Origin of the sequence: Streptomyces sp. NPDC048507 (assembly GCF_043199995.1) — a bacterium.
GTDB lineage: Bacteria > Actinomycetota > Actinomycetes > Streptomycetales > Streptomycetaceae > Streptomyces.
In genome coordinates this window covers 88,049-100,667 of record NZ_JBICWZ010000006.1, presented here as the reverse complement: position 1 = coordinate 100,667, position 12,619 = coordinate 88,049, and the positions used below count along the sequence as shown (strand labels likewise).

11 protein-coding genes are annotated in these 12,619 nt (G+C 73.1%); all 11 read left to right on the top strand.

What is annotated here, in order from left to right:
- The first annotated feature begins 7 nt into the window (after positions 1-7).
- The 11 genes from ACGFXC_RS18390 to ACGFXC_RS18340 all read left to right on the top strand — a co-directional run bounded on the left by ACGFXC_RS18390 (position 8) and on the right by ACGFXC_RS18340 (position 12,619).
- The gene (locus ACGFXC_RS18390; protein ID WP_393713963.1) at positions 8-628 is read left to right on the top strand and encodes an NADPH-dependent F420 reductase; all 621 of its coding nucleotides are present in this window, start codon (positions 8-10) and stop codon (positions 626-628) included.
- On the top strand, positions 619-1,224 hold the full coding sequence (locus tag ACGFXC_RS18385; protein WP_393713961.1) for a (2Fe-2S)-binding protein: 606 nt from the start codon (positions 619-621) through the stop codon (positions 1,222-1,224). The genes ACGFXC_RS18390 and ACGFXC_RS18385 overlap by 10 nt, the downstream gene beginning before the upstream one ends.
- A gap of 5 nt (positions 1,225-1,229) precedes the next feature.
- Positions 1,230-3,698 (top strand): xanthine dehydrogenase family protein molybdopterin-binding subunit, encoded by a 2,469-nt coding sequence (locus tag ACGFXC_RS18380; RefSeq protein WP_393713959.1) that lies wholly within the window; start codon positions 1,230-1,232, stop codon positions 3,696-3,698.
- A complete protein-coding gene (locus ACGFXC_RS18375; RefSeq protein WP_393713957.1) occupies positions 3,695-4,516 on the top strand; it encodes an FAD binding domain-containing protein in 822 nt (273 codons plus the stop codon). Before ACGFXC_RS18380 ends, ACGFXC_RS18375 begins: the two co-directional genes overlap by 4 nt.
- Positions 4,517-4,554: 38 nt before the next feature.
- On the top strand, positions 4,555-5,835 hold the full coding sequence (locus ACGFXC_RS18370) for an MFS transporter (protein WP_393713956.1): 1,281 nt from the start codon (positions 4,555-4,557) through the stop codon (positions 5,833-5,835).
- Entirely contained in the window at positions 5,832-7,334 is a 1,503-nt protein-coding gene (locus ACGFXC_RS18365) for an ATP-binding protein (protein ID WP_393713954.1), read from the top strand. Before ACGFXC_RS18370 ends, ACGFXC_RS18365 begins: the two co-directional genes overlap by 4 nt.
- A 109-nt stretch (positions 7,335-7,443) precedes the next feature.
- Positions 7,444-7,785 (top strand): nuclear transport factor 2 family protein, encoded by a 342-nt coding sequence (locus tag ACGFXC_RS18360; RefSeq protein WP_351827110.1) that lies wholly within the window; start codon positions 7,444-7,446, stop codon positions 7,783-7,785.
- A 90-nt stretch (positions 7,786-7,875) separates the two neighbouring features.
- Positions 7,876-8,520 (top strand): TMEM175 family protein, encoded by a 645-nt coding sequence (locus ACGFXC_RS18355; protein WP_393713953.1) that lies wholly within the window; start codon positions 7,876-7,878, stop codon positions 8,518-8,520.
- A gap of 73 nt (positions 8,521-8,593) precedes the next feature.
- Positions 8,594-9,889, top strand: a complete 1,296-nt coding sequence (locus ACGFXC_RS18350; RefSeq protein ID WP_393713951.1) for an IS701 family transposase — start codon at positions 8,594-8,596, stop codon at positions 9,887-9,889.
- Positions 9,889-11,028: an XdhC family protein gene (locus ACGFXC_RS18345; protein WP_393713949.1), complete on the top strand. Its 1,140-nt coding sequence runs from the start codon at positions 9,889-9,891 to the stop codon at positions 11,026-11,028. The genes ACGFXC_RS18350 and ACGFXC_RS18345 overlap by 1 nt, the downstream gene beginning before the upstream one ends.
- Before the next feature lie 148 nt (positions 11,029-11,176).
- Positions 11,177-12,619: a GuaB1 family IMP dehydrogenase-related protein gene (locus ACGFXC_RS18340; protein WP_393713947.1), complete on the top strand. Its 1,443-nt coding sequence runs from the start codon at positions 11,177-11,179 to the stop codon at positions 12,617-12,619.

Sequence of the window (12,619 nt, the reverse complement as noted above, 5' to 3'; positions counted from 1 at the left end):
AGCCCCCATGCGGACAGGCATCATCGGCACCGGACGGATCGGCTCGGTCCTCGCCCGGATCCTGGTGGCCGCGGGCCACCAGGTGGTCCTCGCCAACGCGCGCGGACCGCGCTCCCTCGGCCCCCTGCTGGCCGAGCTCGGACCCGGCGCCGCGGCCGCGGGACCGGTGGAGGCGGCCGGCCAGGCCGACCTGCTGGTGCTGATGGTGCCGTTCGACACCGTGCGCGGGCTGCTGCCCCCGCACGTCGTGCAGGACAAGGTGCTCGTGGACGCCACCAACGCCTTCGGCGGACCCGGCGCCGCGGCCGGCCCGGGCGGGCGCGGTTCCAGCGAACTCGTCGCCGAGTGGTATCCCGGCGCCCGCGTCGTGAAATCCCTGAACACCATGCACTTCGAAACCCTCGCCGTCGCCGGCCGCGCCTCCGGGCGGGAGCCGGAGCGCCGCCTCGCCCATTTCACGGCGGGCGACGACGCGAAGGCGAAGGAAATCGTGGCGGGAATCATCACGGACCTCGGATTCGTGCCCGTCGACACCGGCCCGCTGCACTCCGGAGGAATTCTCCAGCAGCCCGGCGGTCCCCTTTTCAACCGGCCGCTCACGGAAGCGCAGGCGCTCGCATGGATCTGACCCTGAACGTGAACGGAAGACCCGAGGAATTCTCGGCCCGGCCGAGCGAACTCCTCGTGGAAAGGCTCCGCGACGGACTCGGACTGACCGGTACCAAGGTCGGCTGCGACACCGGCCAGTGCGGGACCTGCGTGGTCCGCCTGGACGGCCGCTCCGTCAAGAGCTGCCTGATCCTCACCGCCGCGGCCGCGGGCGCCGAGGTCACCACCATCGAGGGGGTCACGGCCCGGGGCGGCGAGCTGACCGGCCTCCAGGAGGCCCTGCGCCAGGAGCACGGCACCCAGTGCGGGTTCTGCACCCCGGGCATGGTCATGGCGCTGGGCGAGTTCGTCGAGAACGCGCTCGCCGGGAACGCCGCCGCTGGCGCGGCCCCCACCGAGCCCGAGATCCGCGAGTGGCTCACCGGCAACCTGTGCCGCTGCACCGGCTACCACAGCGTGGTCCGCGGGGTGCAGCGCGCCTGCGCCCCCGCCGCCGTGGCAGATGCCGCCGCCGAACCGGCCGCGCCCGCCGCGCCCGCCGGGGACACCGGGTCCACCGGGGCGGCCGAGGGTACGCAGCCGGCCGCCGCCGGAGCGTCCGGACGGGAGGGCTGAGGGAGATGACCGCAGTGACGGGGGAGACCGCCGCGACGCAGACCGCCCCGGCCGGGGCACCGCCCGAGCAGACGCCGGCCGGACCGGGCCCCGTACCCGAGGAGCACACCGTCCTCGGCACGCCGATGGACGCCCGCGAGGATCCGCAGCTGCTGCGCGGCGAGGCCACGTACGTGGCGGACATCGACCTGCCGGGCACCGCGCACATGGCCATCCTGGGCAGCCCGGTGGCCCACGCCAGGATCCTCGGCATCGAGACCAAGGCCGCCGAGCAGCTGCCGGGCGTCCTGAAGGTGGCCACCGCCGCCGACTTCACCGACGTGATGCCGCTGCCCTGCATCTGGATCCCCGGCGGGGTCGAGAGCCACTTCCCGCCGCACCCCTACGGCCTGCCCGGCTCGCGCCCCGTGCTGAGCGGCGACGCCGTGCGCCACGTCGGCGATCCGGTCGCCGTGGTCGTCGCCGAGACCCCGCGCCAGGCCGCCGCCGCGCTCGCCGCCATCCACGTCGAGTACGAGCCGCTGCCCGTGGTCACCCGCGCCGACGAAGCCCTCGCCGAGGGCGCGCCCCAGCTCCACGAGGCCGTTCCCGGGAACCTGAACGCCTACTGGACCTGCGGCGACAAGGACCGCACCGACGCGGCCATCGCCGCCGCCGAGGTGACGGTGGAGCTGGACCTGGTCAACCAGCGCACCATCAACAGCCCCATCGAGCCGCGCGGCGCGGTCGGCGACTACAACGCCGCCACCGACGAGTACACCCTCTACGCCTCCACCCAGGGCCCGCACAACCACCGCTTCCTGCTCGCCGGGCTGGTCCTCGGGATCCCCTTCAACAAGCTCCGGGTGATCGCCCCCACCGTCGGCGGGAGCTTCGGCACCAAGGGTTACCTCTACCCCGACATGGCGCTGGTCCTGCTGCTGTCCAAGGCGCTGCGCCGCCCGGTGAAATGGGTGGACACCCGCACCGGGCTGATGAACTCCACGGTCCAGGGCCGCGACCACCGCCAGCACGTCACCCTCGCCGGGACCCGCGACGGCCGCATCACCGCCGTGCGCTGCACCAGTTACGCCAACCTCGGCGCCTACCCCTCCACCATCGGCCCCGGCGTCGCCACCGCCCTGATGGGCCGCTCCATCAGCGGCATGTACGACATCGACGCGGCCTTCTGCGAGGTCTACGCCGCCTTCACCAACACCGTCTCGCTCGGTGCCCAGCGCGGCAGCGGGCGCGCCGAGGCCGCGTTCCTGATGGAACGCCTCGTCGACCGCTACGCCTCGGAGATCGGCATGGACCCGGCGGCGGTCCGGCGCATGAACCTCGTGCCGAAGGAGAAGTTCCCCTACGACAACGGTCTGGGCTGGACCTACGACTCCGGGAACTACCAGCTGAACTTCGACAAGGCCATCGCCCTGTCCGACTACGCCGGCATGCCGGCCCGCAAGGCCGAGGCGCGCACCCGCGGCAAGCGGCTCGGCGTCGGCATCGCCACCTACGTGGCGATCTGCGGGGTCGGCCCCTCCACCCGGATGTCCAAGGAGGGCATGCTCGGCGGCACCTGGGAGAGCGCGAACATCCGCGTCCACCCCACCGGCGAGGTCACCGTCACCGTCGGCTCCGCCTCCACCGGCCAGAGCCACCACACGGTCTTCGCGATGGTCGCCGCCGACGAACTCGGCATCGACCCGGCCCAGGTGCAGGTGTTCGAGGCCGACACCCAGAAGGCCCCGTACGGACAGGGCACCTACGGTTCCCGCTCCTACAGCATGGCCGCGCCCGCCATCGCGCTGACCGCCCGCAAGATCAAGACCAAGCTCGTCAGGGCGGGGGCCGTCTTCCTGGGCGTCCCCGAGGAGAAGGTCGTCTACCGGGACGGCGCGGTCCACGAGGACGGCAACCCGCAGAACACCAAGACCTTCGCCGAGCTCGCCATGGCCATGTGGTACGGCTGGGGACTGCCCCCGGAGATCGAGCCGGCCCTCGACGAGACCACGCACTTCGACCCGCCGGACTTCAACTACCCCTTCGGCACGCACGTCGCGGTCGTCGAGGTCGACGAACTGACCGGCGAGACGGAGGTGGTGGCCTACACCGCCGTCGACGACGCCGGGAACATCGGCAACCCGAAGATCGTCCACGGCCAGATCGAGGGCAGCATCGTGCACGGCCTCGGGCAGGCCCTGATGGAAGCCGCCGAGTACGACGAGAACGGCCTCCTGATCAGCTCCGACCTGAACCACTACGCCCTGCCGCGCGCCGCCGACGTGCCCTTCTTCGCCCTCGACAAGACCGTCACCCCCTCGCCGCACAACCCGCTCGGCGCCAAGGGCGCGGGCGAGATCGCCACCGTCCCGCCCGCCGCCGCCGTGGTCAACGCCGTCGTCGACGCCCTCGGCGACCTGGGCGTCCGGCACATCGACATGCCGCTGACCCCCGAGAAGGTCTGGCGCCGCATCCAGGGAGAGACGCAGTGATCCTCACCGACTTCGACTACGTCCGGCCCGCCGGACTCGACGAGGCACTGGACCTGCTAGCCGGCCCCGGCGCCCGGGTGCTGGCCGGCGGCCAGAGCCTGCTGCCCGGCCTGCGCACCGGCGCCGACACGGCCCGCCTGCTGGTCGACGTACGCCACCTCGCGGAGCTGCGGGGCATCGGGTCCGCCGGGGGGAGCCTGCGCATCGGCGCCCTGACCACCCTCGCCGAACTCGCCGCGCACCCCCTGGTCCGGGCCGCGGCGCCCGGACTGGCCGCGGCGGCCCGCGCCAACGGCGACCCCCAGGTCCGCAATCTCGGCACCACCGGCGGCAACCTGGCCGTCACGGGCCGGCCCACCGACCTCCCGGTCGCCGCCGTCGCCGCCGGTGCGGAGGTCGAGCTGGCCGGCCCCGGCGGGCGGATCCGGATGGCGGCCGAGGCGTTCGCCGAAACCGGCCCGCCCGCCGGATCGGTGCTCACCGCCCTGCTGGTGCCCGGCGCGGGACCGGCCGCGGCCTTCGAGAAGACCGCCGACCGAGCCACCCGCTACCCGCTGTGCGCCGCCGCCGTACGCCTCACCCCCGACGGGCCGCGGATCGCCGTCACCGGAGCCACCCCCCGGGCCCTGCGCCTGCGCGGGGTCGAGGACCGGCTGCGCGGCGGCCCGTACACCACCGAGGCGGTGCTCGCGGCCTTCCGCGCCGAGCCCCGGGAGCTGTTCGTCCCCGGGCGCGGCACCTCGGCCGAGTACCTCGGCCACCTCGCGGGCGTACTCACCGCCCGCGCGCTCGCCAGGGCGGCCCGGATCAGCACCTGAGCGCCCACCGGGCCCCAGGAGGAGGGGAGTTGACGCAAGTGGCCGAACCGACCGAGACGACGACCGGCACGGACGCCGTGCACCCCGCGCGCCACCACCCGGCCGCCGCCCGCGCGGCCGGTCCCGCCAGACCGTCCGGCTTCTGGGTGGTGGGTGCGGTGCTCGTCCTGCTGATGCTCTCCTCCTCCGTGCCCTCCGCCCTCTACGTCCTCTACCAGCGGGAGTGGGGCCTGTCCCCGGGCAGCGTCACGGTGGTCTTCGCCGTCTACGCCGTCACCGTGCTCGCCGGCCTCCTGCTGTTCGGCTCCCTCTCGGACAGCGCGGGCCGCCGCCCCGTGCTCGGCGCCGCCCTGGTCCTGGCGATCGTCTCCATGGGCCTGTTCGCCGGGGCCGGGGGGCTGGGCCTGCTGCTCGCCGCCCGCGCCGTCCAGGGCCTGGCGGTGGGCCTGGCCACCGGCGCGATGGGCGCCGCCCTGCTCGAACTCAGCCCGCGCTCGCGGCCCGCGCTCGGCGCCCAGGTCAACAGCGCGGGACCGACCGTCGGCATCGGGCTCGGCGGGCTCGGCGCCGGACTCCTCGTCCAGTACGCCCCCGCGCCCACCGCGCTCAGCTACCTGCTGCTGGTCGGGGCGTTCGCGCTCACCCTGATCGGCGTCGCGCGCATGGGCGAGAGCGCTCCCGGGGCGGGCGGCGGCCGGCTGCGGGTGGTGCCGCGCCGGATCCGGGTGCCCGCCGCGGCGCGCGGCCGCTTCGCCGTGCTCGTCCTGACCATCGTCGCCGTCTGGACCGTCGGCGGCTTCTACCTCTCGCTCGGCCCCCACCTGGCCCTGTCCCTGCTCCACTCCACCAACTACCTGGCCGGCGGGGCCACGGTGGCCCTGCTCGCGGGCGCCGCCACCGCCGCCCAGCTGCTGCTGGGCCGCACCGAAGCACTGCGCACCGCCGTGCTGGGCCTGCTCGGGCTGCTCGCCGGGCTCGCCCTGGTGCTGCTCGCGCTGGGACTGGGCTCGGCGGTCGTCTTCCTCGTCGCCACCGCCGTCCTCGGCAGCGGCTGGGGCGCCGCCTTCCTGGGCTCCTTCCGGGCCCTGAGCTCGCTCGCCGAGCCCGCGCACCGCGGCGAACTGACCGCCGCCGTCTACGTGTTCGCGTACCTCGCCATGAGCGTTCCGGCGGTCCTCGCCGGAGCGCTGACCGACATCCACGGCCTGCAGCGCACCTCGGTCGGCTTCATGGCCGCCGTGGCCGCGGTGTGCGCGCTGGCCCTGTTCGCGACCCTGCGGCTGGCCGCGCGCACCAGGGCGGAAGGGAGCACGGCGTGAGCGCCGCCGCGACGAACGGCAGGGAACCGAAGGAACTGCGGGACGCCCTGTACGGGCTGGAGATCTTCGCCGGGCTCACCGAGGACCAGCTGGACTGGCTCGTCTCGGTCTCCGAGCCGCGGGTCCTCGCCGACGGCGAGGTCCTCTTCCGCGACGGGGAGGAAGCCACCCGCTTCCACGTCCTGCTCTCCGGCGGGCTGGTGGTCACCAAGGTCGTCGACGGCCGCGAGGAGGTCCTGACCCGCCACTCCACCGAGGAGGACGGCGGCGCGGCCGAGGAGCACGACGGCAAGCCGCCGGCGGCCCACCGCTTCACCGGCGAGCTGCCGCTGCTCACGGAGGGGTCGTACGTGGCCACCGCCGCCGCGAGCGGCCCCGCCACCACCGTCGTGGCCTATCCGAAGCCGGTCTTCTTCGAGATGCTGACCCGCTGCCACGGGGTGGCGGCCGTCCTCCTCCCGGTCCTGGCCTGGCGGATCAAGTCCTCCGAGGTGCAGGCCCGCAAACGGGCCACCGTCGAAGCCCTCGGCACCCTCGCCGCCGGACTGGCGCACGAGCTGAACAACCCGGCGGCCGCCGTGGCCCGCGCCGCACAGGAACTCCTCCCCGCCCTGGAGCGCCTCACCGCCACCGCCTGCGCGTGGGGCGCGGCCGCCACGGCCGCGGAGCGTACGGTCATGGACCGGATCGCGGTGGAGCTGGACGAGCTCCCGCCGCCCGGGACCACCGACCCGCTCGCGCAGGCGGACGCCGAGGAGGAGATCGCCGACTGGGCCGAGGGGGCGGGCGCCGAACGCGCCGGGCTGCTCGGCTCCGGGGCCGCCGACCTCGGGCTGGAGGCGGACTGGCTGCCGCAGCGGCTGGCCGGGCTGGCGGCCGACCGGCTGCCCGTCGCCCTGGACCACCTCGCGGCGCTGCTGGAAGCCCGCTCGCTGGCCGCCGAACTGCGCGCGGCGGGCCCCAGGATCTCCCAGCTGGTCGCCGCCACCCGGGACTACGCCAACCTCGACCGGGCTCCCGAACAGCGCTTCGCGGTCACCGAGGGCCTGGAGAACACCCTGGTCGTGCTGCGCGCCAAACTCACCGGGATCACCATCGTCCGCGCCTACGATCCCGCCCTGCCCGAGCTCACCGGCTACCCGGGGGAGCTGAACCAGGTGTGGACCAACCTGGTCGACAACGCGGCCGAGGCCATGGAGGGCGCGGGCACGCTCACCCTGCGGGTCCGGGCCGAGGGCGTCTGCATGGTCGTGGAGGTCACCGACACCGGGCGGGGCATCCCCGAGGAGGTGCTGCCCCGCATCTTCGAACCCTTCTACACCACCAAGGACGTGGGCAAGGGCACGGGCCTGGGGCTGCACCTCAGCTACCGGATCGTGACCCAGCGCCACCACGGATCGCTCACGGCCCGCTCCCGTCCGGGCGAGACCCGGATGGTGGTCCGGCTGCCCCTCGCACCGGCCGCACCGGCCGCACCGGCCGCGGCCGCCGCCGGCTGAACCGGCGCCGGCCGCACCCGCGTCCGCACCGTCACCCGCCGGTCCGGCGGCGCGGCGGCCCGGACGTCAGCACGGCACCACCCGTCACCCCAGGAAGAGGAGTCGAATCATGGCCAAGTACGACATCGCCACGCTGCACCCGGTGTTCGTCCGCCAGATGGAGGCGCTGGCCGCCCTGGACATCGAGGCGGTGATGAAGAACTACACGGACGACGCCGTCCTGCTGCGCTTCGAGGGCGCCTCGGTGGGCATCGAGGCAGTTCGCGAGACGTTCACCGGCTATCTCACGGTGAAGCCCACTCTGGTCGAACTCCAGGAGTACATCGAGACCGAGGACACCATCTTCTACCGGGCGATCATGAATCTGAACGGAGAGCCGGAGCACGCGTTCGGGACACTCGTCGTCCGCGATGGCCGGATCTGGCGCCAGACCGCCGGATTCGGCGGCTGAGGTCCCTTTCCTGGGTAGCGTGTGCGGGGAGGGCGGGGCATACGCTCTCCCCGCACACGTGAATGATTCGGTGAAGGGGAGGCCGGGGCGATGGAGCAGGAAACCAACCGCGTGGAGGCGTTCAGCGACGGCGTATTCGCCATCGTGATCACCATTCTGGTGCTGGAGTTAAAGGTTCCGGATGGGGAAGGATCGGCGCTGTGGCACGGCCTGTGGGAACAATGGCCGCACTACGCCGCCTATCTGGTGAGTTTCCTCATCATCGGCGTGATGTGGGTGAACCACCACACGATCTTCAGCCACCTCAAGCGGGTCGACCGGCCGCTGTTGTTCCTGAATCTTCTGGTGCTGATGGTGGTGACGGTGATTCCGTATACGACCAACGTCCTCGCCGAGCACCTCACGGACGAGGATTCGGCCAACGTGGCCGCCCTCCTCTACAGCGCCTGGACCGTCGTGTACGCTCTCGCCTTCCTGGGATTCTGGTGGTACGTCACCCAGGTCGGCCACCTCTTCCACGAAACGGTGGACAAAGAGGGGGCCCGGGCCACCCGGATGCGGTTCGGACTCGGTGCGGTCGCCTACCCCTTGACCGTCGTCCTGTCCTTCTTTTCGGCACCTCTCACTCTCGTCGCACACTTTGTTATCGCGCTCTACTATGCGGCGAACCAGATCCCCATCCCGCTCGTGGTAGAGGAAGAGCGGCTCGAATCTGCCAGCGACCTCAGGAAGTAGCCGCCAGGGCCTACGGCCGTTCTCCGCGGTCAAGTAGGGTAACGGATCTAGTCTGGTCGCGGGGGAGGCCCAGATGGCTCGCGCAGTCCTGCCGGAGGAATCCGCGAAGGAAATCTCCGATTTGATCGACGTGCTGATTTCCCTTTTCTTCGAATCATTACCCCGGCGGGACCAGAGAAACTGGGCCCGCGTTTATCTGAACGGCCTCGTGCGGACGACCGGTAAGAAAACGATCCGTAACATCGCCGGAACGGGGGCCAGTTCCGTCGAGCAGAGCCTCCAGCAGTTCATCAGCAAGTCGCCGTGGGACTGGACCCCCGTCCGCCGCTCCCTCGCCCAGCACCTGGAACGCACCGCCCAGCGCCCCCTGGCCTGGGTCGTCCAGCCCATGGTCATAGAGAAGGCCGGCGACCGCTCCGTCGGAGTCGGCCGCCAGTTCGTCCCCCAGCTCGGCCGCACCGCCAACTGCCAGCAGGCGGGCGGCATCTGGCTCGCCTCCAGCGACGCCAGCTTCCCCGTCGAATGGACGCTCACCCTCCCCGGGCCCTGGACCAGCGAACTGCTGCACCGGCGGCGGGCCGGCATCCCCGACACCGCGCGCTCCCTGACCCCCGCCCAGGACGCCGTGCACGCCGTCCAGCGGATGGCGGCGAACTGGCAGCTCCAGCGCCGCCCGGTCGTCATGGAGGTCTCCAACCCCGACCTGCCCCAGACCGTCGAGGCCTTCGCCCTCCAGGACATCCCCTTCGTCCTCAAGGTCGACGGCTCCCTGCCCGTCTCCTTCGGCGGCGCGGGCCGCCACAAGCCCGGACCGCACACCGCCCCCGCCCGCGAACTGATCGACTCGCTGCGCTCCCAGCGCCGGGTCGTCGAATGGACCCGGCACGGCCGCGCCGAGGGAGCGGTGACCCTGCTCACCTCGGCGCCCATCCTCGCCGCCACCGGCGAGGACCGGGCCGCCGCCGCACCGCCCACCGGGCTGCTGCTGGTCGGCGCCTGGACCGAAGCCGCCCTGCTGCCCTCCGAGTTCTGGATCACCAACATCGCCGACCGGCCCCTCGCCCAGCTCTTCCTGCTGGCCAAACTCACCGACCGGGTCTCCCTGGACTTCACCGGGACCTGCGAACCCGTCGGCATCCGCGATTTCGAGGGCCGCTCCTTCCGCGGCTGGCACCACCACGCCACCCTCGCCAGCGTCGCCCACGCCGCCCGGCTGCTGGCCGCCGGCGGCCGCCATCCCGACCCCGTGGCCCTGGCCGCCGCCGCACCCGCCCGCTACCCCGGCACTCCCGGCGGCAGACCGCCCGCCGTCCTGCCCCCGAGACCGCTCATCCCCGGGCAGTCCCCGCGCCGCGAATTCATCCGCTGATGCTCGACATCGCCGGGGCCCTGCGGGCCTGGTGTGCCGAGCGCCGGGAGTTCGCGCTCGCCACCGTCGTCGCCGTCAGCGGCAGCGCGCCGCGCGGACCGGGCGCCTCCCTGGCCGTGGACGCCGGCGGCACCGCGCTCGGCTCCCTCTCCGGCGGCTGCGTGGAGTCCGCCGTGCACGAGCTGTGCCTGGAGGCCATCGCCTCCGGCGAAGGCGGCGTGCACCGCTTCGGCTACAGCGACGACGACGCCTTCGCGGTGGGTCTGACCTGCGGCGGGATCCTGGACGTGCTGGTCACCCCGGTACGCGGACAGGACCCCGTCCGGCCCGTGCTCGGCTCCGTGCTCGACGCCGCCGCCGACGGGACCCGCGCCGCGCTCGCCCGCGTCGTCAGCGGCCCGCCCGGGCAGCTCGGCCGGGCCCTGGCCGTCCACGCCGACGGCAGCTACGTGGGCGGCCTGAGCGGCGGCGCGGCCCTGGACCGGGCCGCCGCCGACCGGGTCCGCGCCCTGCTCCAGGCCGGTCGCACCGGCACCGCCGAGCTCGGCACCGCCGGGGGACTGTGCGGAGCGCCGCTCACCCTGCTCGTGGAATCCGCCGCCGAACCGCCGCGGCTGATCGTCTACGGGGCCGTCGACTTCGCCTCCGCCCTGGCCCGGATGGGCGCCTTCCTCGGACACCGGGTCACCGTCTGCGACGCCCGGCCCGTCTTCGCGACCCCGCAGCGCTTCCCCGGCGCCGACGAGGTGATCGTGGACTGGCCGCACCGCCACCTCGCCGCCGAACACGCCGCCGGCCGCCTGGACCCCCGTACGGCCGTATGCGTCCTGACCCACGACGCCAAGTTCGACGTACCCGTCCTCGCACTGGCCCTGCGGCTCCCGCTGGCCTACGTCGGCGCCATGGGCTCGCGCCGCACCCACGCGGAGCGCACGGCCCGGCTGCGGGCCGCGGGGGTGAGCGAGGCCGGCCTGGCCCGGCTCAGATCGCCCATCGGGCTCGACCTGGGCGGACGCACCCCCGAGGAGACCGCCCTGGCCATCGCCGCCGAGTTCACCGCCGTCCGCCACGGGGCCGGCGCCACCCCCCTCACCGGCGGATTCCGCCCCCTGCACGGCCACAGGACCAAGGTCCCGTAGGAACCGACCAAGAGGACCGCACCGTCCTGGACGATCGCCCCGGGCGGTGTGAACCCCGGGGCATGGGAGAATGAAGTACGTGCGTTTCCTCGGCTGACCCCGTCAGCCACTCAGAAGGAATCCTTCGATCGACTGGGATGTTCAGCACGTGCGTTTCCTCAATGACCTGAAGCCGCCGTACGACCTGACGTACGACGATGTGTTCATGGTGCCGAGCCGCTCCGCGGTCGGCTCCCGACAGGCCGTCGACCTCTCCTCCCCCGACGGCACCGGCACCACGATCCCGCTCGTCGTGGCGAACATGACCGCCATCGCGGGCCGCCGGATGGCGGAGACCGTGGCCCGCCGCGGTGGAATCGTCGTCATCCCCCAGGACATTCCGATCGAGGTCGTCACCGACGTCATCTCCTGGGTCAAGACCCGCCACCTCGTGCTCGACACCCCGATCACGCTGGCGCCCACCCAGACCGTCGCCGACGCGCTCTCCCTGCTGCCCAAGCGGGCCCACGGCGCCGGTGTCGTCGTGGACGGCGAGGGCCGCCCCGTCGGCGTCGTCACCGACCACGACCTGACCGGCGTGGACCGCTTCACCCAGCTCTCCGAGGTCATGTCGAAGGAGCTGCTGCTCATCGACGCCGACATCGACCCCCGCGACGCCTTCAACCAGCTCGACGCCGGCCACCGCAAGCTGGCCCCCGCCGTCGACGGGGACGGCCGGCTCGTCGGCATCCTCACCCGCAAGGCCGCCCTGCGCGCGACCCTCTACACCCCGGCCACCGACGCCAACGGCAAGCTGCGCATCGCCGCGGCCGTCGGCATCAACGGCGACTTCGTCGCCAAGGCCAAGCAGCTGCTCGACGCGGGCGTCGACACGCTGGTCATCGACACGGCCCACGGCCACCAGGAATCGATGATCAACGCGATCAAGGCCGTCCGCGCGCTGGACCCGCGGGTCCCGATCGTCGCGGGCAACATCGTCGCCGCCGAGGGCGTCAAGGACCTCATCGAGGCCGGCGCCGACATCATCAAGGTCGGCGTGGGCCCCGGCGCGATGTGCACCACCCGCATGATGACCGGCGTCGGCCGCCCGCAGTTCTCCGCGGTGCTGGAGTGCGCCGCCGAGGCCAAGAAGTACGGCAAGCACGTCTGGGCCGACGGCGGCGTCCGCCACCCGCGCGACGTGGCCATGGCGCTGGCCGCCGGTGCGTCCAACGTCATGATCGGTTCCTGGTTCGCCGGGACGTACGAGTCCCCGGGCGACCTCCAGCAGTCCGCCGACGGGCGCTTCTACAAGGAGTCCTTCGGCATGGCCTCCGCCCGCGCGGTGCGCAACCGCACCTCGGAGGAGTCGGCCTACGACCGCGCCCGCAAGGCGCTGTTCGAGGAGGGCATCTCCACCTCCCGGATGTTCCTGGACCCCGCCCGCCCGGGCGTCGAGGACCTGATCGACTCGATCATCGCCGGCGTCCGCTCCTCCTGCACCTACGCCGGTGCCGGCTCCCTCGCGGAGTTCGAGGAGAACGCCGTCGTCGGCATCCAGTCCGCGGCCGGCTACGCCGAGGGCAAGCCGCTGCACGCCAGCTGGAGCTAG

Excerpts from the sequence above, each read along its gene's own strand:
- ACGFXC_RS18390 (WP_393713963.1), top strand. The coding sequence starts at position 8 with ATGCGGACAGGCATCATCGGCACCGGACGGATCGGCTCGGTCCTCGCC.
- ACGFXC_RS18385 (WP_393713961.1), top strand. The coding sequence starts at position 619 with ATGGATCTGACCCTGAACGTGAACGGAAGACCCGAGGAATTCTCGGCC.
- ACGFXC_RS18380 (WP_393713959.1), top strand. The coding sequence starts at position 1,230 with ATGACCGCAGTGACGGGGGAGACCGCCGCGACGCAGACCGCCCCGGCC.
- ACGFXC_RS18360 (WP_351827110.1), top strand. The coding sequence starts at position 7,444 with ATGGCCAAGTACGACATCGCCACGCTGCACCCGGTGTTCGTCCGCCAG.
- ACGFXC_RS18355 (WP_393713953.1), top strand. The coding sequence starts at position 7,876 with ATGGAGCAGGAAACCAACCGCGTGGAGGCGTTCAGCGACGGCGTATTC.
- ACGFXC_RS18350 (WP_393713951.1), top strand. The coding sequence starts at position 8,594 with ATGGCTCGCGCAGTCCTGCCGGAGGAATCCGCGAAGGAAATCTCCGAT.
- ACGFXC_RS18345 (WP_393713949.1), top strand. The coding sequence starts at position 9,889 with ATGCTCGACATCGCCGGGGCCCTGCGGGCCTGGTGTGCCGAGCGCCGG.